Below are 21564 nucleotides of genomic sequence, written 5' to 3'. Positions count from 1 at the left end.
AAATATATCACTCTCAATGATACCAAAGAAGAAAAGGGTAAAAGGTTCAGCAGATATCAGTCCAGCCGAATTCCTCTTTTGCGACCTTTATAAGTTCTTTAAGCTCTTCTTTCTTGATGTTAACGCTGCTTACAGCACCCACAAGGGCTATAATGCCATGAACCTCTTCCTGCACCTGAATGACGTCGTCACTTATCTTTGTAACTTTAAGCTCCCTTCTGGCAACTTCCTCCTCCGTAATCCTAAACTTATCCTCCCCAATTTTTACGTGCTTTATCTCGGTCATGGATATCCCTCAAATAATATACGCTCTCAAATCTGATAAGCTTTCCTATTATGATTTCTGTGCATATGCACAAACTTTATATGCATCAAACTTCATCCATTTTTGGTGATGTACATGAGAATTGCAATACCTGCCGAGGATAACAGGGGCTTAGAAAGCAACGTAAGTAGGCACTTTGGAAGGGCTGAGTATTTTGTTTTTGTTGATGTTGAAGAGGGAAAAACAAAGAACGTAGAGGTTGTTGAAGTGCCCTTTGATGAACATAGTCCAGGAGATTTGCCGAACTTTATCAAGGAACACAATGCCGAGGTAGTTCTAGCTTACGGAATGGGGAGGAGAGCAATTAATGAAGCCATGAGCGTTGATACTCAGGAGGGATGAAAATGGCAGACAACTGGTATCCCATAATCGACTATGACAAGTGCACCGGCTGCTTAACTTGTGCAAACTTCTGCCCCCATGGGGTTTACGATGCCTCCGAGGGCAAGCCCAAAGTGATAAAACCAGAGGAGTGCGTGGAGTTCTGCAGGGGTTGCCAAAGGATATGCCCAACGGGGGCTATAAGCTACTTTGGAGACTCTTGATTACTTCTTCTACCCGTTTTCCCGGTTTTACTTTGATTATTTTAACCGTTCTGCCTACCCGTAAAGTGTGTGTAAAGTGTTAATTTCATAACGGGTAGGCTTCCAGCCTCCCGTCTTCATTGGCTGGCTTTCGGGGGGAACGGAGACTCCCCACATCTTCAGGCCCCTCAAACGAATATTCCAAGAGCCGACCACGTCACGGTCAGCCTCAAAACCACACTCGCATTTCAAAACCCTGTGCCCATTCGGGCTTAACTTACCCCCACATATCGGACACAGGGATGAAGAGTAAGCAGGATCGACAAAAACGACACTCACACCCTTTAACTTGGCTTTATACTCGATAATGGATTGAAGTTTACGAAAACTCCAACGGTGAAGACGGCCATTCAATTGGGCGGAATACCTTATCGAGTCCCTGATTTCCGTCAAGTCTTCGAGAGCAATACCACCATACTTTTCCGCCAGTTCAACAATCTTATTGGCTAATTTGTGATATAAATCATTTATCCTGTTTCTCTCCCTCATCCCATATTTTTCCAAAATCCATTTTCTCTTTTTACCACTTCTTATCTTCTTTTGAATTCTCCTTCTCTTTAGGAAGTAGCCCGTTCTAATCTCCCTCTCGTGGGTGATGATCTGGATAAAATCCCCCTCTGGAAGGCTAAGGGTAACATTGTTTTCGTTCAAGTCCACACCAACAAAGGCTTTTGGCTCTCTAACTTCAACCTCCTCGGAAAAGACAATATTGATGAAACTCCCCTTTGAATTTTTAACAAGCCACGCTTGTCCTATTTTCCACCCTCTAAACTTCTCGTGGTATTTTGCAGGGTAAAACTCCAGTTCCAGCCTTCCGCCGGGAGTTGAGAGCTTGACAAATCCACCGTCAAGGTCGAGTTTGAAAAGATGATCATCAAGCATTATCACTTGCTTTTTGAAGACGGGCTTTCCATTAGCTTTTCCTTTTCTCTTCCTCTTCCTGTAACTCTTGTAGATTGAGGTAGCCATTTGGCAGGCCGTGTAAATGTAGTGGCTTGGGAGTTCTGGGTATTCCCTCCGGAGGCCCTTGTAAGTCTCCTTCTTCAGCCGGTAAAAGCTCGTGATGTTGTTTTCGAAAGCATAATCAAGGAGAAAATTAACAATATCAGAATAAAGGGAGAAGAGGTCTTCTAACCCTTCAGGTTCTGTTTTGAGTTTGAACTTTGCCGTGAGCTTAACAGTCTCACTCGGCATTTTCCAGCTCCTTTTTGGTTTTCTTGATCCAATCTTTAATGGCTTCTTCTATTGCCACACTCAGAACGCCTCTCTTGTTCCCATAACGCTGGATAGCCACTTTTTTAAATTCCTCTAAGGTTTCCTCACTAATAACAAAGGTTGCCTTGGGCACATTAAACCACCCATTAAGAAATACAAAGTCAAAAATATTTAAACTTTACGCTTTTAACCATTTAGAGAACAGCCCTCCTGCCTCAAGTATTGCCTTTCCCTTGGGACAGTCCATAGGTGTCAAGAGGACGTTTACTCCCAGGTTAACCAGAAATAGGGCAACCTTGGAGCCTGCACCATAAGGTTCATCCTTATAGGGATTTTCCAGAACTTTTACATCCTTGATTTCTCCATCCTCAAGTTCCACCAACGTGAAAGTCTCTGCCCTTACGAGGCTTTCATGCACCCTCTCATCAAGTCCACCTTTTGAAGTTGGGAGGGCAGCTTTAACCATTTTCCCCACCGCAGATCGTATTTTTATCCTCACACCTTCCTGCTTCGAGCTGAATCGTTACGTGGGTTATTCCAAAGCTTTTGAGTCTCTCCGCAATATTATCTATGAGCTTCTGGGCCTCGCTGAGGGGCATATCATTAACCTCAACGTGGCACTCAAAGTGGATTTCCTTCTCTCCCACCCTCCAAGCGTGGAAGTGGTGTGCATTCTTAACACCGGGGATGCTCTCAATTTCCCGTTTTATCTCCTCAAAATTTAGATTTGGTGAAGCCTCCATGAGCACTTCAACGCTCTCTTTTAAAATTTCGTAGCTTTCACGGAGGATGTAGAGCGAGATTAGGACTGTGATGAGGGGATCTATCCAGAGGATGTTCCACTTTATGATAGCTATTCCACCGGTCACAACTGCGACTGAAGACAGTGTGTCACTCAATAGATGGAGATAGGCAGAGCGGACGTTCATGCTCTCGTGTGCGTGCTCATGAAGCAGGAGAACCGAGATTAAGTTGGCGAAAAGACCAATTAAAGCAACGCCGAGCATAAGAGGCCCGTTTATAGGTTCGGGATTTTTAAACCGCTTGTAGGCCTCAACAAGGAGGAAAAGGGCAACACCGACGAGAACGGCCGAGTTAACGAATGCGACCAGAATCTCGGCCCTCTTATACCCAAAGGTGTACTTTTCGTTCCTCTCGCGCTCGCCAATCTTTATGGCCAAATAGCTCACGAGGATGCTCATTGAGTCGCTGAAATTGTGGAGGGAGTCGCTCAGAAGGGCCAGGCTTCCGGAGAGAATGCCGCCGATGACTTCAGCTAGTGTTGTCACTATGTTGAGGACGAAGGAAAACAGCATTCTGCCCTTGAGGTCTTTGTGGTGATGCTCCCTTATCATCTCCACTCTCACCACTCTCAACTCTTGAGTGATAGTATAAAAGACTTTCGAACGTTAAGATCTGCATGGAAACGGGCTTTTATTTGAGATGGCGTTCATTTTAAAACGGTGATACTATGGAGCGTCTTGAGTATTCTGCACACTTAAAGTGGGACGGCAATGTCGGGAGCGAGGCAAAGGTGAGAGAGTTTACATTTAATATAGATACGAACACAGATGGTCATAACAAGGGACCGAATCCTACGGAATATCTCTTAGCGGCGATAGGCGGTTGTATAACCGTCAACTGGGGGAGGTTAATCAAAAAGATGCGCCTCGACGTGAAGGCCTTTGAGGTTGAAGTTAGGGGCTGGCGCGGGCTCGATGAGCCTCAATTGAAGGAGATAACTTACAAGATCACCATCTTCACTAACGAAGACGAGAAGAAGATCATGCGCGTTAAAGAGCTTGCCGAGAAGTACGGAACTGTTTTCAACACGGTCGGGGCGGAGAAGATAAAGGGAGATGTGGAGATAGTAAAACCGGCGGACTAAAGAGCTTCTGCTTTGTTTTTCTCATTAAGCCTGAAGCAGGCCTCAAAGGGACACCTTATCCTCCCTGCCCTTGAGGACGCGGGAATAATCGAGATGGCCGGGTACAGGGAAGACGGCGAAGGTTAGAAAAACCTGGAATAGGTCTGGTTACGGGAGGAGTATTCAAAGAGTGAAGAGGCTTTTTCTCCCTATTATCTCGTCCCTGCTCTTGCCGGCCTTCAGGTCTTCAATGAGCTTTAACACGCGGCGCTTTATCTCGTCCCTGATCTCACGGTGCTTCTCTACCGGCTTTCCGTAGGGGTCTTCAAGCCCCCAGTCCCAGGTCTTCTCCGGAGGAGCGTAGGGGCACTTGTCGAGGCATCCCATCGTGATGACTATGTAAGCTTTATCGGCCATCTCCTCGGTGTAGAGCTTCGGGTACTGTCCTTCAAGGGAAATCCCGATTTCCTCCATGACCTTCCTCGCTAGAGAGTCTATCTCCTCAGCCGGCTCCGTTCCGGCGCTCATGGCCTTGAACCTTGGGTCATCGTTGAAGTGGTTGAAGAAAGCCTCCGCCATCTGACTTCTTGCGGAGTTCTTCACGCAGACGAAGAGGATGAGCTTTTCTTCCATTTTTCTCACCGAGAAGGCTTGGAATGCAGTTTTAAATATCTTTCCGCAATAATCTGTAGATATCAATATGGATGAGGTGTACTTCATTTGAACTTTCACCTTTGGTTTTAAAAAGGCTTTTATTTGAAAACTCCTTCAACTCAAATGGGTGCGGGAAATGGGCGAGAAAAAAGGGTTAAGCTTCTTCGAAAAATACCTCTCACTCTGGGTGGCTCTCTGTATAATGGCGGGCATAGCCATCGGAAAGCTCTTCCCAACAGTACCCCAGGCACTCTCAAAGCTCACGATAGCTAACGTTAACATGCCCATAGCGATTTTGATATGGGCGATGATTTATCCCATGATGGTTAAGGTAGACTTCTCCGCTATAAAGCGCGTCCACAAGGGTCAAATGCTCAAGGGCCTAATCGTCACTTGGGTGACCAACTGGCTCATAAAGCCCTTCAGCATGTTCCTCATAAGCTCCTTCTTCATCGGGGTGCTGTTTTCATCGAAGCTCGGCCTAATCGAGCCCTCACTTGCCAAAGAATACATAGCTGGGGCAATACTCCTCGGTGCTGCTCCCTGCACGGCAATGGTCTTCGTATGGAGCTATCTTGCAGATGGAGATCCGCTCTACACGCTCGTGCAGGTTGCAACAAATGACCTTATAATTCTCTTCGCCTTCGCTCCAATAGTCGGCTTCCTAATGGGCCTCAACAAGGTTCCCGTCCCTTACGACACGCTCCTCCTCTCGGTGGTGCTCTTCGTTGTCATCCCGCTGACAGCTGGGTACCTTTCAAGAAGGCACATCCTGAAGACTAGGGGGCAGAAGTGGTTTGAGGAAAAATTCCTTCCAAAACTCAGCACCGTATCAATAATAGGCCTTTTGCTGACGCTGATACTACTCTTCTCCTTCCAGGGAGAGATAATCCTCAAAAACCCACTCCACATTGCCCTCATAGCGATCCCGCTGACTATACAGACTTATTTCATCTTTGCTATAGCCTACGGGTGGGCGTGGCTCTGGAAGCTTCCACACAAGGTTGCAGCTCCAGCATCGTTCATAGGGGCAAGCAACTTCTTTGAGCTGGCCGTGGCGGTCGCTATAGCCCTATTTGGCCTCGAAAGTGGGGCGGCTTTAGCCACAGTTGTGGGTGTTCTTGAGGAAGTGCCGATAATGCTGAGTCTGGTATGGATAGCCAACAAAACCAGACACCTGTTCACGTCCGAATTCGAGGCCGGAAGTGCAGTCCCAACGCTTGCTGAGGAGTAGTGACTTCTTCTCAGATTTTTTATTTTTAACACCAAAACCCTAATCAATGAAGACACCGTCATTAATTCTGGGATGTGCCATGAAGGTTGAACTTCCTGCACCGAGACTTAAAGGTGAGATGAGTGTTGAGGAAGCGATAAACCTGAGGAAGAGCATAAGAAAATACAAAGATGAGCCATTAACCCTTGAAGAAGTCTCCCAGATACTCTGGGCCGCGTATGGAATAAATGCCTGGGGTAAAAGAACTTCTCCAAGCGCAGGTGCTTGCTATCCATTTGAAGTTTATGTAGTAGTCTCAAATGTCGAAGGGCTTAAACCGGGACTTTACCACTACGATGGCAAAGCCCATACTCTGGAATTAATCCGCGAAGGGGACTTGAGCAAACCCCTCGCTAGAGCATGTCTCAATCAAAGGCACGTAGAAACAGCTCCGATAAACATCATCATAGTGGCGCACTACGAAAGGACGACAAGAAGATACGGGGAGAGGGGGTATAGGTATGTGCACATAGATGCCGGACACATGGGGCAGAACATTTATCTGCAGGTTACCGCCCTAAAACTTGGGACTGTTGCAGTTGGGGCCTTTAGAGATAGAGAAGTCAAAAAAGTAATTGATGTACCTGGAGAGCCTTTATACATCTTTCCTGTTGGGGTTCCAGAAGGTTAGAGCTCGCTGGCTTTGTAAATGGCTATATCTTCCCCTTCTTCAATTAATTTTGCCTCGTACCGTTTTATTTTGCCGTTGGTGTTTATCTCCATGATCACCTTTTCTGGAGAAAGCTTTTTATCTGTTGTGAACTCCTTTGTCTCTATTGCCTGTGTAAAGAAGTCCCCACTCCGATCGAACTTAAAGACGAGTGTATTTCCTTCAAATTCATAGCCTTTGTAAACCGCTCCTCCCATTCTGAAAGTGGCTTCTAGAGTAATGTATTTTTCCTCATTAGCGTTGCTAATCACGTACCCTCCCACAAAAACTATCGCCAAAACCAAAATTCCGAAAAACGCTTTCAGACTTTTCATAGTTTTTCACCTAGAATACGCTCCGTTTAAAAATTTAAAAGAATTTTGACAGCTTCAAATATCTTTGAAGCTAAATTTTGTGAAGCTCCTCGAATTTCAGCAGGACTTCCTCCTTTGTCCTTATGAGGTTCTGCCTTCCGATCTCTTTTCCGTCTTTGAGATAAACGAGTGTGGGAACGTTCAGAATGTCGAATTTCTTCACGAGGTCTTCCCACTTCTCAGCGTGTACGTGGATAATCCGAATATCCTTGAATTCGTCACTTAACTCCTCCATGAAGGTCTCAACCAGCCTGCAGGGCGGGCAGCTTGGAATGGAAAACCAGAGCACGACCTTTCCACTGCTGAAATCAACCTTTCCATCGTATTCGAGTATCATACCAACACCACCATTATTTTGCCTTCAAAGGATAAAAGGATTGTCAGATATTAACGCGCTTAAGCATAAGCGAGTTCGTGACCACGCTGACACTGCTAAGGCTCATGGCCCCGGCGGCCCACTCGGGCCGGAACTGGACGCCGAAGAGCACGTAGGCCAGCCCGGCCGCGAAGGGTATCAGTATGGTGTTGTAGAACATCGCCCAGAATATGTTCTGCTTTATCTTTGAAAGCGTCTTCTGGCTGAGCTTTATGGCCCTCACGACGTCCCTCGGGTCGTTCCTCACGAGCACTATGTCGCCGCTCTCCATCGCTATGTCCGTGGCGTTTCCAACCGCTATCCCCACATCCGCCTGGGCCAGTGCTGGGGCGTCGTTAATCCCGTCCCCCACGAAGATGACGGTTTCTCCCTTTTCCTGGAGCTTCTTGACCTCGCTGGCCTTATCGCCGGGCAGAACCTCAGCGAGAACGTAGTCCACGCCGAGGGCCTTTCCAATCGCTTTGGCAGTCCTTCTGTTGTCGCCGGTTATCATGCCGACCTTCTTGCCCATCCTGTGCAGCTCCTCAATGGCCTCCTTGGCGCCCTCCTTTATCGTGTCAGCAACCCCAATCACGCCGGCGGTTCTGCCGTCCACAGCCACTATTATCGCGGTCTTCGCCTCGTTTTCCAGCCTGTGAAGGACTTCCTCGATGCCCTCTATTGAGCGGCCGCTTTCAGCGAAAAGCCTCCTGTTCCCTGCCAAAACCTCTCTTCCGCGGACTCTGGCCCTGACGCCTTTTCCGGTGATCGCCTCAAACTCCTCCGGCTCTTCCACCTCTATCCCCAGCTCCTCGGCCTTCCTCACTATGGCCTCTCCAAGGGGGTGCTCCGAGCGCTTCTCCGCCGAGGCCACCAGTTTCAGGAGCTCCCTTTCGTCCATGCCGAAGGCTATCACGTCCGTGACCTCGGGCTTCCCCTTCGTGAGCGTCCCGGTCTTGTCGAAGAGCACTACCGTTGCTTTCCTCGCTATCTCAAGGGCCTCGCCGTTCTTGATGAGTATCCCCATCTCGGCGCCCTTGCCTATGCCGACAGTCAGAGCCGTCGGGGTGGCTAATCCAAAGGCACAGGGGCACGCTATGACGATGACGCTCAGCAAAGTCGTGAAGGCGAACACCAGGGGCTTGCCTGCCATGAAGTACCAGTAGGCGAAGGAGAGAAGAGCTATTGTGAGCACCGCCGGGATGAAGTAGGTCACCACCGTATCAGCCAACCTCTGGACTGGAGGTTTGGTGTTCTGCGCCTCCTCCACAAGCCTTATTATCTGAGCTAAGAGCGTATCCCTTCCAACTTTTTCCGCTTTAACCTTAAGGACGGAGTTCTTGTTTATGGTTCCTCCGATGACCTTATCTCCAGCCTTTTTTAAGTTAGGAATGGGCTCGCCGGTTATCATTGACTCGTCAACGTAGCTCTCCCCTTCGATGACAACTCCATCGACTGGAATCCTTTCGCCAGGCTTTACGATTACCACGTCCCCGGCCTTGACCTCGGTTATCGGGACTTCGATCTCCTTCCCGCCCCTCAGGACGGTTGCCTTCTTCGCCTGGAGTCCCATGAGCTTCTTTATTGCCTCGCTCGTCCGTCCCTTTGCCCTCGCCTCAAGGTAGCGTCCGAGCAGTAGGAACCCCATAAGGAGGACGCTCGCCTCGAAGAAGTTGAACTCCCTTGGGATCACCCCAAACGCCGCCAGGACGCTCGTCAGGTAGGCCGAGCCGATACCTAAAGCGTACATAACCTCCATGTTGAGGGTTTTATGTTTGAGCGAGGAGTAGGCCTTCCTGAAGATTCCCCTGCCGGCGTAGGCTATGGCAACTGTGGCTAGGAGGAAGTGGATGTAGATCAGGTTTTCAACATAAATTCCAAACCTCTTCAGCTGCATGGAGAGAAAGAGGGGTATCCCAACGCTCCAGGCCACTATGAGGTTGCGCCTCATCTCCCTTATATGCTTTTCCCTCACTTCCCTTTCGATGTCATGAGTTTCCTCTCCTTCAACGCCTATGAATTGATAACCTACGCTCTCAACGGCCTTCTTGATGTCCTCAATACCAACAAGCGAGGGGTTGTAGGACACTTTGGCCGTCTCGGTCGCGAGGTTGACGTTCACCTCAAGGACTCCGGGGAGCTCTTTTATCGCGTTCTCAACGGTCTTAGCGCACATCGCGCAGGTCATGCCGCCGATTTTGACCACAGCATCCCTGCGCTCCCTTATCACCTCGTACCCGACTTCTTCTATCGTCCTGATGATCTGGCTCAGGCTGACCTTTGACTCATCAAAATCAACGAAAACCGTCTCACTGTTCAGGTTTGCCTTTGCAGTTCTCACACCATCTAATTCAGCCAAGGCCATTTCTATGGTTTTAACACACATGGCACAGGTCATGCCGTTAACTTTAAGAGTTATCCTCACACTCACCACCATTATTTACTTCGTGATGAAACTTATGGGCATTATTCATACCAAAATGTAAAGTCCAACCGAATGTTTTTTATATTTTGGTAACCCATCGGCAGGTGAGGTGTTAATGATGAACAGGCTGGACGACCTTGACCTAAAGCTCATATACCTCCTGCTGGACGACGCGAGGCTCAGCATATCCGAGCTGACCGAGAGGCTTGGAGTCAGCAGGCCGACTGTTAGGGCTAGGCTGGAAAAGCTTGAAAAGGATGGAATAATAGAAGGCTACACCATAAAACTAAATCCAGAACTTCAAAGAGCTCATAACGTGATCGCCCTTGTTGTTAGAACAGAAAAGCCAGAAAAGATGGATGAATTCGAGGAGATAATCGAGATAAATCGCTTCACAAGCACGAAGTACCTCATAAAAGTCGCTGTCAATGCTATGGAAGATCTCAAGCGGGTCATCGAGGGGACGGGCGTTGAAGTCCTCGAAATAATGCCAATCCTTGAGAGCAGAGAAAAAAGACTCAAACCGAAAATAAAGGTGCCCTTCAAGTGCGATTACTGTGGAAAAGAAATCGTGGAGGAGCCGATAGTCTACAAGTACCGCAACAGGGTCTACTTCTTCTGCTGTCCGACCTGCCTCCGGGAGTTTAAAAAAGCTAGAGAAAACCTGGAGAAGACAAAGGAGAAGGGCGCAGGGGCATGAAATAACTAGCAGAACCAAAGCCCTATAAACCCACTTTGAAAAGGGCTCTCCAAATGCTAGTGGTGGAATCACTGCTACTAATGTTGCTAGAGCTACCACACTTGGTGTATAACGGCGAGCGAATTTTGTAATAAACCTCTCTGTCTTAGCTTTTCTAGCACTCGCATTTTCCACGAGCTCAAGAATCCTTGTAATCGTTGATTCTCTGAGCTCTTTTGTCACCTTTACTTTTAGGAGACCACTCAGGTTAAGCATGCCTGAGAGGATCTCATCACCTTCTCTAACAGTTCTTGGAACGCTCTCTCCAGTCAGGGCGGATGTGTCAACGTTTGAAGTTCCCTGGATAATGATACCATCAACTGGAACTCTCTCACCCGGCTTGATTAGAATTATGTCCCCAACTTTGAGTTTTTCAGGCTTTATTTGAACAACTTTATCCCCTACAAGGAGGTTAGCGTACTCGGCCTTCAGGGCAAGGAGGGACTTAATCGAACGCCTCGATCTATTTACCGCCAGATCTTGGAAGAATTCTCCAACGACATAGAACAGCATGACACCAACAGCTTCAGGGTATTCCCTAATAGCAAAAGCTCCCAGCGTAGCTATCGCAATAAGGAAGTTCTCATCAAATACATTACCGCGTATTGAGTTGATCACAGCGTTCCTGAGTACTTTCCATCCGACAAGAAGATAACTCATTGTAAAGATCCCTAACACGAAGGCATTGTCCATGTCGTAGTAGTATCTCAAGACGATTCCAATAACAAACAACATGAGCGAGGGTGTTATGAAGTAGAGCGCCTTCTTAGGGTCTTCGTCTCCATCATGATGGTGCTCGTGGCCATGCTCGTGCTCTTCAGCGTCTATTACCTTCACGTCTGGTTCGACTTTCTTGATTATTCTCTTTGCCTTCTCTATATCCTCCTCTATTACGGCCTCTTTTGTAGCAAAGTTGACCAGAGCAAACTTAAAGCCTTCTTTTTTCAGTGCTTCCTCTATTTCGTAAGCACAGCTTGCGCAATCAAGGCCTTCCAACTTGAGCTTTTTAGGCATACCTCACTCTCTCACATGTTTCAATGCAATTTTCAAGACATCTTTGATGTGCTCATCATCCAACCTGTAGAAAACGTTCTTCCCATCTTTTCTGTAAGCGACGATTTTCCTGTCCTTTAAAATCCTCAGCTGATGTGAAATGGCAGACACTGAGAGACCGGTAATATTTGAGAGGTCACACGTGCACAATTCTTCTTCTAGAAGTGCAAAAAGTATCTTTAACCTAGTTGGGTTCCCCAAAGCATCAAAGAAGTCTGCAATGTCTAAAATCAATTCCTCCTCTGGTAACTTCTTTTCAACCTCTAGTATCTTATCCATATGTTCCTCATATACTTTGCATATTTCTGTCATTTCATCACCCCCATATTTGAACAATTGTGCAAATATTTATAAACTTTATCCCCTCATTTACTATCACTAAAATAATAAACTATAAAAAACAAATTTAGAAATTCTACTATAAGTTCACAGAAATGGCACAATTCTGTTCGCTCAAAGAAACTCCTAGAAACTCAATGAAACCTTTAAATTCCACCGTTTCCCTAAAATATAAAGACCTCCCACGTATAATTGAGGTGAGAAAACATGATCTCAAAAAAAGTGATTGGTACTTCAATCTTTGCTCTCTTATTGCTCGGAAGCATAGGGCTGGCAAGCAACGTGACGATGTCAAATGAGACAGCCTCTATTGACAATGAAACAACAGTAATGGGCAATGTAACTGTAGATATTACGCTCAATGTGAGCCTGGCAGAGCAAGCTTATGGTCTGTTGCTTATTATCGAGAAGCTCTCGAACTATGTTACTGTTATGATTAACGCTACCCTTAATGTAGACAACGAAATTCTTCGGGAGTTTAATGAAACGGAGGCTCTCAGAGAAGCCGCATGGGGAGCTTACAATAGCTCAAACTACCAACTTGCAATAGAGCTTGCAATGGAAGCCATGGAGGGGTATAGAGATATAATTAAAGAACTAATGCCAGAAGAAGAGACAACTAAAAACGAAACTGAAGAGTACGAAGAGCTTATAATCGAAGCTCAACAAGAACTTAGAAGGGCACAAGAGTACCTCTCCTATGTAGGGGAGATCCTAAATGAGGCATCGCAGTTGGGAATAGATGTCTCACTTTTCCTTGAATTATATAACCAAACAGCAGAAGCTTACGAAAAAGTTGAGATTGACATAACCAACGGAAATCTTACCGCACTCAATGAAGACCTCAAGCTTGCTGAAGACCTCAGAGAAAAGCTGAGTGAAGCAATTGAAGAAGATTTAATCCCACAAATGCTCTCAATGAAAGCCGATGAAATCTCAATAGTATTTGTCTCCAAGCTGAACGTGCAACTAAACAAAACGATTGAACTCATGAACATGATTGAAAACCTGACTCAAATTTCCAATGTTACCTATCCTCCAGGGTATGAAGAAGAAATTAGGGATATCCTGAAAGATTACCAAGAAGAACTCAAGGGCATTGTGGAAGAGGTCAACAACCTCATAAAAGAAGGAGAATATGACGAAGCCCTAGAGCTAATAAAAGAAATCAATGAAGAGCTCAGGGACATTGTAAAAGAAATCAAAGAGGTTCGGGAAGAATTTTACGAGGAGTACTTGAAGGAATACTGCGAGGAATATAGAGAACAGGGCGAGAAAGAGCATTATGAGAAGTACTGTGAGCGAGGAGAATGGGAGAGTGAAAAAGAAGATCATAAAGAGTATGAGGAAAATGACGAGTACAAAAAGGAGTATGAATGGGAAGAAGAGAAAGATAAAAACCATGGAGGAAACTACACGGAAAAATGGGAAGAAGATCATGAAGAAGAGAAAGAAGAACATGAAGAGAACTATACAGAAAATTGGAGAGAAAATTGGGAGGAATATAACTTCCCAAAAAATGATGAATCCAACGAGCCTGAAAAAGAGGAAGAGGACAATTAATAACATATGGAGGGATTTCAAGTGAACAGGAAGCTTGTAGTCAGCATACTCTTGCTTTTTGTTTTTTCACCCCTTACTTTAGCCCAATATACAGTAGAGAACATAGAACTTGCCGTGTATGAAGATGGGTATGTAAAAGTTACCCAAATAATAACTCCCGATGAATATACTGTGGTGGTAGACGTTCCCCTAATAGGAGGAAACGTTAAGGGCCTAATGGTTAGAGACGAAAATAATGAACCCCTCTTGTATAAGTTGAATAACTCTATCTTGTTCATTTATTTTGAGAATGTTACTAATATCCTAGTTACTTACTACACTCCTGATTTGACATCTAAAGATGGTCCGCTTTGGAGTATTAATTTAACTTCCGAAGTCCCAGTAACGATTGTTTTCCCTGAAAATGCCGTGATAGTCGGGTTAAATTCAGTTCCCCTTAAAATCGACAAGAACAAACTTGTAATGCCCCCCGGAAACATCAGCGTTTCATACGTAATCGAAAGAAATCCTTCCTCTGCTACTTTAGGAACAGAAGTCGAAAGCAATCCCCCAAGTCCACCCCAACAAGGAGTACAGCAAGAAACAAACACAAAATGGCTCTTTTATGCAATACCGATCTTAGCAATACTGATCGCTGGAGGGTATTTATTAATCAAGAAGCAGCCGTCAGAAAGTTCTACAAGCAGCTTCTCCCTACCATTAAACAGAGAAGAGTTCCAGAAGAAAATCGAAGAGATGGATCTCTCAAGAGACGAAATGAGAGTTTTGCTGTATCTCTACGACAGGGGAGGCAAAGCGCCTCAGGCAGAGATGAAGAAGATGCTCAACATACCAAAGACGACCGCGTGGAGAATGTTCAAGCGCCTTGAGGAGAGGGGTCTGATCAGGATCTACAAGAAGAGGCGGGAGAACTGGGTGGAGCTCCTTTTTTAATCTCCCTTTTGATTATCTCCTTTTCAGAAGGCTTAAATAATTGCCCCGCGAATATCGTTCCATGTCAGAGATTGTTATCAAACCTGCCGAAGGAACGCCGGAAGAAGCCGAACACTTCGCAGAGCTCATGCGCATCTCAGCTCCGGAGTTTTTTCCAGACCTCCTGGGAAAAAAGTTCAAGAAGTTCTTTGTGAGGGCTTTCCTCGAAAAGGGGAATCTTTTCAGCCATAAACACGTCGTTTTTGCGAAGTTCGGAGGGAGAATAGCCGGAATGCTCCTAAGCTACGACTGGAAGGCGAAGAATGAAGAAAAAGGCAATACTGGCTGGCTCATGATGAAGATCCTCGGCTTCGACTTCCTCAGGCAACTTCCAGCCTTCATAAGCTCCATCTCTGGGAGTGGAAGGCTTGAGAAGGGCGGTTACTACATCAGCAACATAGCGGTCTATCCAGACTTCCGGGGGAGGAAAATAGGAAAGGCTCTGATGCTGAAGGCGGAAGAGCTTGCCAGGGAAAGCAAGGCTAAGAAGCTCGCCCTGGACGTTGAGGTCGACAATGAGGTGGCGATAACGGTTTACAAAAAGCTCGGCTACACCATCGAGAGGGAGCACGAGATTGAGCTTGAAGGCAAAAAATACAGGTTCTACAGAATGGTGAAGCCGTTCTAACCCCGGATAGTTCTTCTGCCTTCAAAAAGCAGTTATTTGTGGATTTCTTCTCTGGAGAGCACGTACACTCCAAGAAGCATGATCATGCCAAAGAAGACCTTCAGTGCCGTGAGACTCTCGCCAAGAGCCAGGAAGGCGAAGAGAGCACCTATGAGTGAAGAAGTTGAGAAAATTGCCCCCGTCCTCATCGCACCGATTTCTCTGAGGGCAAAGAGAAATAACACGAGAGAAAAGCCTATGCTGAACGCACCGACGGTTAAAACGTACGGAAGGCTCTGGAGCGGGATGTAAAAGGGGACTCCAATTAGAGAGGCCAGGGCTAACAGTGCACTTCCTCCAAACAGCCCCTTCAGTGAAGTTACTAGGAGCAAGTCCCTCTTAACACTTAACAGCTTGCTCAGGTTATTATCTATCGCCCATGAAAGACCTGCAAGGATTATTAAAATGTTCCCAAGAATGCCTTTGCTCAACTCCACTTCTCCGAAGTTTTCTGTCGAGATAACAACGGCTCCGATTAAAATTAGAAGAATTCCCAGAATACCTCTTCTTGAAGTCCTCTCTTTAAAGATTAGCAGGGCGATCAACACCGTAAACAGCGTTTCAGTGTTGAGCAGGAGGGATGCATTGACTGCAGTCGTTCTATAAAGCCCAAACATAAAGAACAGCGGCGCCAGAAAGGAGCCGAAAAGCACTATAAAAGCCAGCAACAGCAAATCCCGCCTTGAGAAGCCTTCCTGGGCTTTAACACTGGATTCAAGCCGTTCAAGGATTCTATCTTTAAGGGGCGTGAGACGGAGGAGCATCAGAACTATTCCAGCTGTTACGTAGATGCTACCCGCCACGATCATCGGGTGGACGTCCCTGAGGGATATTTTGTTCAGGGTCGAGCTCATCCCGAATAAGAGAGCTGCGAGGAGGGCACTTGCGTAGCCGTAGTGGTGGGTCATGTAGTAAAGCTGGAATAAAGCCTTTATAAGCTTTGTTCACACGAAAAGGGTGAGGGTAGCATAAAATCGCACTGTTTCATCTAAAGTGCCACCGGCTGGGATTGCTCCCTAAGTTATGGGTGCAGAGAGAAGGAATGCCGCGAATTTAAAAAGCCCGAACCCGAAAAATCCGGTTAAGCAAGAAAAATGATGTAGAAGAGACTCACAGCCACGAGCACCACACCCACGGCTAAGTCCATGTTTCCAATTATCTTTGAAAGCCTGTTAACAGCTTCTCCGGCTTTTTCGTATTTTCCGGCATAGTGGAACCCGAGAGTGACCAGCAAAAGCGGAAGGACTGAAATACCCACAAAGGTTAGCAGAAAGACCATCTTGGTCATAATCGAGAACCCAGCTCCGGAGACTATGGAAGACATAACCAGATATATGGGAAGGGCACAGCCACAGGAAAGCGATATCAATGCCATTATAGAGCCAGAAAGGAAGGCAACCGGGGGAGATGTTGCTTTTTCTATTACAGTATTTGTCTTTTCCCGGAGGGGGTTCATCAACTGAAAGCTCACAACACCTTTTGCGGAGAGTATCTTGTAGGCTCCAACAGATATTCCAAGAAAGGCCGCCAAATAGCGCAAAACTGAGAACTTGGTAACGAGCCCCATAAAGAAATACCCCAAAAGGGCGAATCCCACAAAAGCTCCTGCAGTGAAGGATAGCCCAACCTTGAGGACTTTCCTCTCATCTACGAGAACTATAGCGGATAGAAGAAAAATTATCATCAGAAAAACAGAGGGCCGGAGGGCATTAAGAATCCCCAAAGCCACAACCGATAGGGTTGTTCCGGCATATTGGGAGAAAGACTCAGCTAACACGTAGGTAGGTAATAAACTTAACAAAAATAAGAAAACCAACGAATAAAATTTACGCCTCATTTCTCTCGCCTTTAGCTTTAGTGCTCCTCTTCCTCTTCAAAGCCCATAAACCTTTCGCAGGTCTCGTGCATTTCCTTCATCTCTTCCCAGCCAGTGCCCATGTGCTCTTCCATTTCCTTCTCCATTTCCTCATGGAGCTCAGCGAAGTTTCCATCGGCCATGTAATCCTCCATTTCTTCGTGTTCATCCATCATATCATGCATGCCATATCCCATCATGCCCATTCCGTGACCACCCATCATTCCCCAGCCATTCCAAAAGCTTCCTCTCTCTTCATCAATCCAGCCGGAATGGGCGAGGCTGTATGGAACTGCTATAAGTGCCCCGATTATGAATCCTATCAGCAGTGACTTCCACTCCATAGTACCACCTCCCTTTTTCTAAGCACTACTAAGTGAACAAATGCTAATAGGCTTATCATTCCCAACATGATAAGCAAAAGATTGTTTCTTTGCCAGTATGGAAGAATAAACTTAATTGGAAGTTCGCAAAGATAATCAACAGGCGAGAGACGTGAATCCCGCGAAAAAATATGATAGATTTGCAAGGTTCTACGATCTGTTTGAAAGCCCTATGGAAATGAAAGCCTTTTCAAAGTACAGGAAGAGGGCATTAAGCCTGGTTAAAGGTAGAGTACTTGAGATAGGGGTAGGTACAGGCAAAAACCTGGCCTATTACCCAAAGAACGTGGAAGCCATTGGTATAGATTTCAGCAAAAACATGCTAAAGAAGGCTGATGAACGAAGAAGGAAGCTCGGGCTTGAAAACGTCAAGCTGTTATACATGGATGTCCAGGACCTGGAGTTTGAGGATAATACTTTTGATACCATAGTTAGTACATTCGTGTTTTGCACTGTTCCGGATCCCATTAAAGGGCTAAAAGAAGCTTATAGAGTTCTAAAACCAGGAGGAAGAGCAATATTCTTGGAACACATGAAGAGTGAGTCAAAGATTTTAAATATTCCACTCTATTTAATGGAGCCATTTATTAAAACTCTCCTCGGTACCTCAATGCTACGGGAAACTCAAAAGAACATTGAAAAAGCTGGGTTTAAAATAGAAAAGGCTGAAAATTTGTTTTTTGATATTGTTAGGCTTATAATAGCGACAAAATTATAAAAGCGAATAAACACAAAAAAGCCTATAAACTTCCCACTTCAGTCCATAACCTTTTATTTCAAACCTTTTGTTAAATAACCCCTAGTTATTCCCTTTTTTCCAAAAAGCGGCTTTGCCGCAATCGAAAGATATATATGCACTTTTATTCATCAATGAGTAGGTGAGGGTTAAAATGGTAGAAAATTACACAAAATTGAGTATTTATGAAGACATTGTACAAACCATTGGAGAGACCCCCTTAGTCAGGCTTAAAAAGATAGAGAAACACTTCAACGTCAAGAACGAGTTATATGCTAAAGTGGAGTTCTTTAACCCCGGAGGAAGTATAAAATTGCTACTCCAAACGTCATCATAGTCGGAAGAACTCCAGCCATTTGGTGGGGAGACAAGCCGGTAGTGGGAGGCTACGGGTGGTTTAGCCTTCCATTGAACGGTGCAAACATAGATTCCATCTCTAACGTGTGGACGAGGGTGAACTTTGAAATTGCTAAAGGTCAGGGCACCCTTGCAAGAACCGGAATTATAATGTGGTTTGAGCAACCAAATGGTAATCCTCTCGGTGAAGTTTACATTGCATTCTCCGATGACTACGGTGGAATAGTGAACACCCAGTATCCACCGACAAACATTGGAACACTTACAGAAAAAGTCTACGTTAATGGCCAAGTAATGGAGATAACTTTTACGATCCAGAGAACTTGGAACTGGGATCACTTTGTCCTTGAGTTTATCCCTGATCAGCCAATACCCGAAGGTGATGTAATTATAGACGTTAAGCCATTTGCAAAAGCCGCGGTGCAGGGAATTGTGGATGATCCATGGTCTGACTGGACCGCGGACCAGATAACCTGGACATCAATTGGTTTTGGAACTTACGTCGGGAGCAATGGAAATGCCTTTGAGATTGGTTGGATACTCCACGATGCAGAACTTCTTGAATCTATTTTCACACTAGAAAAAGCAAAACAGATTGCTTCTACAGCAAACCCAGGAGACACCGTTCTCCAATGGGCTCCCGGATGGTATTGGGCACCCCCCTATGACGACAATGGAGTCATAAGGCAGATTTGTACTTGGCCGGGTGTTTTGATTACCAGAAGTGATAATACTACTATCTGGATGGAACCAAACTTCTGGAACATTGTCAGTGGTGATGGAGAGAACTACATGAGGTTCATAAAAGCAACTGATGAAGTAGCTTTCTACGTAAATATGACAAACGTGCAAACACAATGGGGTGGCATAGCATGGGCAACTCCGGCTGTAGTTATTGCGGGTAGAGTTCCTCCAAGCCTTACCGGCACTGAACTCCCTGCTGCGGGAGGTTATAAGAACTTTTCATTGCCAATGCCAGCAGTTAATGTTTCAAACTATGAAAGCATCTGGGCCAAGGTTGACTTTGAACTCGTTAAAAGAGAAGACACCCTAATAAGAGCAGGCTTGGTTATGTGGTTTGAAGATACTAACGGAAAACAGCTGGCGGAGGTATACGTGCCTTTCTTTGATGATTACAATGGAATAGTAGGTGCCCAGTTCCCACCAATTGAAGTCGGAAGTGTAAGCACAACAGTTTATGTAAACGGGGTAGCCAGAAATGTTACTTTTACCGTTCAAAAGGCATGGAACTGGAATAACTTTGCATTTGAGTTCATACCTGAGGAACCGATAGCAAAGAGTTCCGGTGAAATTAGCATTGATCTTGGAGCAATTGTGGACAAGGTGATCCAAGAAATAGTTAACGATCCGAATTCTAACTACAATGAGGAAGATATTGTATGGAGCTCTCTTGCATTTGGTACTTACAGTGGAAGCCAAGGAAATAGTTTTGAATATGGTTGGATACTTCATGACGCAAGAGTTCTACCTCAAGAAGCTGTGAAAGAAGAAGAGATATCTCCAGAAGAGACCCCCTCTCATAAATTGTACGATGTAACATACATCTCCACTCTCAGCTATTTCTATTACTATCGCTATCATAAATTAATGAAAGCATATGAAGAAATCCTTGAAGAAAATATCACTGTAGCGGAAAATATCATAAATACAACAGAAATTCTTAGAAAACAGGCGGAGGAGAATTACCAAAAGGCCATTGAACTCTCATATGGTGGAATAAGAACATTCATATATTTAAGAAAAGCCTATGTCTACATTAAAAATGCAAAAGAGACCCTGGAGGGGGCATTACAATATCCTAAGCTGGTGCAAGAGTATGAAAAAGCTTTAGAACAAGCAAAGATGCAAAAAGTAAGTGAAAAAATACTTAATGATGTGGAAACTGCTAAAAGCATATCAGAAGATTATTACAATAAAGCTCTTTCCCTTCCAGCTGGAGATCCAAACATAGTCTTCTACATAAGTGAAGCATATAGACTCCTCAACTATGCAGTAAAAACTCTAAAAGATAATATACTCCCAACACCGCTCTTAGAAATACGTGATGTTGCAGCTAGTGTTGAGGAGGGGGATGTTCAGTTTACTTGGTGGGATCAGTGGTTGGAGGAGCCGATACAGTTGAGTGACGGAAGAACAGTGTGGATGCAGACGAACTTCTGGAATATCGTTGGTGGAGAAGGAGAAGTCTTCATGAGATTCATAAAGCAGACAGAAGACTTCGCCTTCTACGTTGACTTAAACAACGTACAAACACAATGGGGCGGCATAGCATGGGCAACACCCGAAGTTATCATAGAAGGAAGAGCACCGGCCCAGTGGTGGGGAGACAAGGCTCCAGTGGGAGGACACGAATACTTGACTTTACCTATGCCCGCTGCTGAGATTTCTAACTATGACAGCATCTGGGTCAAGGTGAAATATGACGTGGCTAAAAGAGAAGACACCCTCGTGAGGTTTGGGATAAACCTCTGGTTTGAAGACCCTAGCACAGGGGCTCCTATCGGTGAACTTTACGTACCGTTCTTCGACGACTTTGGAGGAATAGTCGGAGACAGAACCGAAGTGGGAGAAGTAACCTCAACAGTAATTATAAATGGAGAAATGAAAAACATGAAGTTCACCATACAGAGGGCTATCTCTGGTGGCGGTTGGGGTGTTCTGTTGTTTATGCCGGAGGAACAGCTCCCACAGTCAGGGGAGGTTATAATTGACATAAAGCCCATGATGGACAAAGTGGTTGAGCAAATGAGAGACTTCTTTGGAATGCCTCTTGAGAACCAGCAGTGGACTTCAATATCCGTGGGCTCATACAGCGGTAGCGAGGGAACGGCCTTCAACTATGGCTGGATAATTTATGAAGCAAAGATACTCTCCCCAAGTGAAGCTCCTCAGGTTATTAAAACCGTGGTAACTGAAACTGTAACCATAACGAAAACTAAAACTGAGACCAAGACAGAGACTAAGACGGAAACTATAACCGAAACCAAGACTGAGACCAAGACAGAGACTGTAACCCAAACAGTAACCGAGACTCAAGGAATCTGTGGACCTGTTGCCTTCCTAGGATTAGCACTAATTCCATTAGTTTTAAGAAGAAAGAAGTGATTTGCTCCCTTTTACTATTTTACTTTTTGTTATTTGTTTTTTACATAATTTCA

The 21564-nt window shown here is 45.4% G+C and carries 24 protein-coding genes and 2 pseudogenes; 12 read left to right on the top strand and 14 right to left on the bottom strand.

Features of this window, described 5'->3' with window-relative positions:
- Positions 1–46: 46 nt before the first annotated feature.
- Positions 47–286, bottom strand: coding sequence for a hypothetical protein (locus H5T41_09100; protein ID MBC7108919.1), 240 nt, complete (start codon positions 284–286; stop codon positions 47–49).
- Positions 287–400: 114 nt separating this feature from the next.
- On the opposite strand from H5T41_09100, the gene H5T41_09095 reads away from it, so the two are divergent.
- Together H5T41_09095 and H5T41_09090 are read left to right on the top strand one after the other, a co-directional pair.
- Positions 401–667: a NifB/NifX family molybdenum-iron cluster-binding protein gene (locus H5T41_09095; GenBank protein ID MBC7108918.1), complete on the top strand. Its 267-nt coding sequence runs from the start codon at positions 401–403 to the stop codon at positions 665–667.
- 2 nt (positions 668–669) lie between these two features.
- Positions 670–870 carry a ferredoxin family protein gene (locus H5T41_09090; protein MBC7108917.1) on the top strand — a complete coding sequence of 67 codons (201 nt, stop codon included), beginning with the start codon at positions 670–672 and terminating at the stop codon, positions 868–870.
- A 54-nt stretch (positions 871–924) separates the two neighbouring features.
- Here the strand turns inward: H5T41_09090 and tnpB are convergent, their stop codons facing one another.
- From tnpB to H5T41_09070, 4 genes are read right to left on the bottom strand one after another with little or no spacing between them, the layout of a single operon-like run.
- Positions 925–2103 (bottom strand): IS200/IS605 family element transposase accessory protein TnpB, encoded by a 1179-nt coding sequence (gene tnpB, locus H5T41_09085; protein ID MBC7108916.1) that lies wholly within the window; start codon positions 2101–2103, stop codon positions 925–927.
- Positions 2093–2257, bottom strand: a complete 165-nt coding sequence (locus H5T41_09080) for a hypothetical protein (GenBank protein ID MBC7108915.1) — start codon at positions 2255–2257, stop codon at positions 2093–2095. Before H5T41_09080 ends, tnpB begins: the two co-directional genes overlap by 11 nt.
- Positions 2258–2302: 45 nt before the next feature.
- On the bottom strand, positions 2303–2590 hold the full coding sequence (locus H5T41_09075) for a NifB/NifX family molybdenum-iron cluster-binding protein (GenBank protein ID MBC7108914.1): 288 nt from the start codon (positions 2588–2590) through the stop codon (positions 2303–2305).
- Complete coding sequence (locus H5T41_09070) at positions 2583–3479, bottom strand: cation transporter (protein MBC7108913.1); 897 nt, start codon at positions 3477–3479, stop codon at positions 2583–2585. Before H5T41_09070 ends, H5T41_09075 begins: the two co-directional genes overlap by 8 nt.
- A 116-nt stretch (positions 3480–3595) precedes the next feature.
- Here H5T41_09070 and H5T41_09065 point away from each other — a divergent pair, with 116 nt between their 5' ends.
- Entirely contained in the window at positions 3596–4012 is a 417-nt protein-coding gene (locus tag H5T41_09065; GenBank protein MBC7108912.1) for an OsmC family protein, read from the top strand.
- 162 nt (positions 4013–4174) lie between these two features.
- Here the strand turns inward: H5T41_09065 and H5T41_09060 are convergent, their stop codons facing one another.
- Positions 4175–4624 carry an arsenate reductase ArsC gene (locus tag H5T41_09060; protein ID MBC7108911.1) on the bottom strand — a complete coding sequence of 150 codons (450 nt, stop codon included), beginning with the start codon at positions 4622–4624 and terminating at the stop codon, positions 4175–4177.
- Between the two features lie 157 nt (positions 4625–4781).
- On the opposite strand from H5T41_09060, the gene arsB reads away from it, so the two are divergent.
- Together arsB and H5T41_09050 are read left to right on the top strand one after the other, a co-directional pair.
- Positions 4782–5879 carry an ACR3 family arsenite efflux transporter gene (gene arsB / locus H5T41_09055; GenBank protein MBC7108910.1) on the top strand — a complete coding sequence of 366 codons (1098 nt, stop codon included), beginning with the start codon at positions 4782–4784 and terminating at the stop codon, positions 5877–5879.
- Positions 5880–5958: 79 nt separating this feature from the next.
- Complete coding sequence (locus H5T41_09050; GenBank protein MBC7108909.1) at positions 5959–6549, top strand: SagB/ThcOx family dehydrogenase; 591 nt, start codon at positions 5959–5961, stop codon at positions 6547–6549.
- On the opposite strand, the gene H5T41_09045 is transcribed toward H5T41_09050, so the two are convergent.
- From H5T41_09045 to H5T41_09035, 3 genes are all read right to left on the bottom strand, one after another.
- Complete coding sequence (locus H5T41_09045; protein MBC7108908.1) at positions 6546–6902, bottom strand: hypothetical protein; 357 nt, start codon at positions 6900–6902, stop codon at positions 6546–6548. The two genes, H5T41_09050 and H5T41_09045, sit on opposite strands and share 4 nt — an antisense overlap.
- 70 nt (positions 6903–6972) lie before the next feature.
- Positions 6973–7278: a thioredoxin family protein gene (locus H5T41_09040; GenBank protein ID MBC7108907.1), complete on the bottom strand. Its 306-nt coding sequence runs from the start codon at positions 7276–7278 to the stop codon at positions 6973–6975.
- Between the two features lie 43 nt (positions 7279–7321).
- On the bottom strand, positions 7322–9721 hold the full coding sequence (locus H5T41_09035) for a heavy metal translocating P-type ATPase (protein ID MBC7108906.1): 2400 nt from the start codon (positions 9719–9721) through the stop codon (positions 7322–7324).
- Between the two features lie 118 nt (positions 9722–9839).
- On the opposite strand from H5T41_09035, the gene H5T41_09030 reads away from it, so the two are divergent.
- Positions 9840–10421 (top strand): TRASH domain-containing protein, encoded by a 582-nt coding sequence (locus H5T41_09030; GenBank protein ID MBC7108905.1) that lies wholly within the window; start codon positions 9840–9842, stop codon positions 10419–10421.
- On the opposite strand, the pseudogene H5T41_09025 reads toward H5T41_09030, so the two are convergent.
- Positions 10392–11474 (bottom strand): annotated as a pseudogene (locus H5T41_09025) (heavy metal translocating P-type ATPase). The gene H5T41_09030 and the pseudogene H5T41_09025 sit on opposite strands and share 30 nt — an antisense overlap.
- A gap of 3 nt (positions 11475–11477) precedes the next feature.
- Entirely contained in the window at positions 11478–11825 is a 348-nt protein-coding gene (locus H5T41_09020) for a helix-turn-helix transcriptional regulator (GenBank protein MBC7108904.1), read from the bottom strand.
- A 234-nt stretch (positions 11826–12059) separates the two neighbouring features.
- Between H5T41_09020 and H5T41_09015 the strand changes: the two genes are divergently transcribed.
- From H5T41_09015 to H5T41_09005, 3 genes are all read left to right on the top strand, one after another.
- Positions 12060–13415, top strand: a complete 1356-nt coding sequence (locus H5T41_09015) for a hypothetical protein (GenBank protein MBC7108903.1) — start codon at positions 12060–12062, stop codon at positions 13413–13415.
- A 21-nt stretch (positions 13416–13436) separates the two neighbouring features.
- Positions 13437–14348: a MarR family transcriptional regulator gene (locus H5T41_09010; protein MBC7108902.1), complete on the top strand. Its 912-nt coding sequence runs from the start codon at positions 13437–13439 to the stop codon at positions 14346–14348.
- Between the two features lie 61 nt (positions 14349–14409).
- Positions 14410–15015, top strand: coding sequence for a GNAT family N-acetyltransferase (locus tag H5T41_09005; GenBank protein ID MBC7108901.1), 606 nt, complete (start codon positions 14410–14412; stop codon positions 15013–15015).
- A 32-nt stretch (positions 15016–15047) separates the two neighbouring features.
- Here H5T41_09005 and H5T41_09000 read toward each other — a convergent pair whose 3' ends face one another.
- From H5T41_09000 to H5T41_08990, 3 genes are all read right to left on the bottom strand, one after another.
- Positions 15048–15962 carry a DMT family transporter gene (locus H5T41_09000; GenBank protein MBC7108900.1) on the bottom strand — a complete coding sequence of 305 codons (915 nt, stop codon included), beginning with the start codon at positions 15960–15962 and terminating at the stop codon, positions 15048–15050.
- A 173-nt stretch (positions 15963–16135) separates the two neighbouring features.
- Positions 16136–16891: a cytochrome C biogenesis protein gene (locus tag H5T41_08995; protein MBC7108899.1), complete on the bottom strand. Its 756-nt coding sequence runs from the start codon at positions 16889–16891 to the stop codon at positions 16136–16138.
- 17 nt (positions 16892–16908) lie between these two features.
- Complete coding sequence (locus tag H5T41_08990) at positions 16909–17253, bottom strand: hypothetical protein (GenBank protein ID MBC7108898.1); 345 nt, start codon at positions 17251–17253, stop codon at positions 16909–16911.
- Between the two features lie 151 nt (positions 17254–17404).
- Between H5T41_08990 and H5T41_08985 the strand changes: the two genes are divergently transcribed.
- The 3 genes and pseudogenes from H5T41_08985 to H5T41_08975 all read left to right on the top strand — a co-directional run bounded on the left by H5T41_08985 (position 17405) and on the right by H5T41_08975 (position 21511).
- Complete coding sequence (locus tag H5T41_08985) at positions 17405–18010, top strand: methyltransferase domain-containing protein (protein ID MBC7108897.1); 606 nt, start codon at positions 17405–17407, stop codon at positions 18008–18010.
- Positions 18011–18182: 172 nt separating this feature from the next.
- A pseudogene (locus H5T41_08980) lies at positions 18183–18338 on the top strand (cystathionine beta-synthase).
- Positions 18339–19177: 839 nt separating this feature from the next.
- On the top strand, positions 19178–21511 hold the full coding sequence (locus H5T41_08975; protein MBC7108896.1) for a CGP-CTERM sorting domain-containing protein: 2334 nt from the start codon (positions 19178–19180) through the stop codon (positions 21509–21511).
- Positions 21512–21564: the final 53 nt, after the last annotated feature.

The sequence above is a fragment of the Methanomassiliicoccales archaeon genome (assembly GCA_014361295.1).
Lineage (GTDB): Archaea > Thermoplasmatota > Thermoplasmata > Methanomassiliicoccales > JACIVX01 > JACIVX01.
Note: the sequence above shows the minus strand (reverse complement) of the source record. Positions and strands in the feature narration are given on the sequence as shown.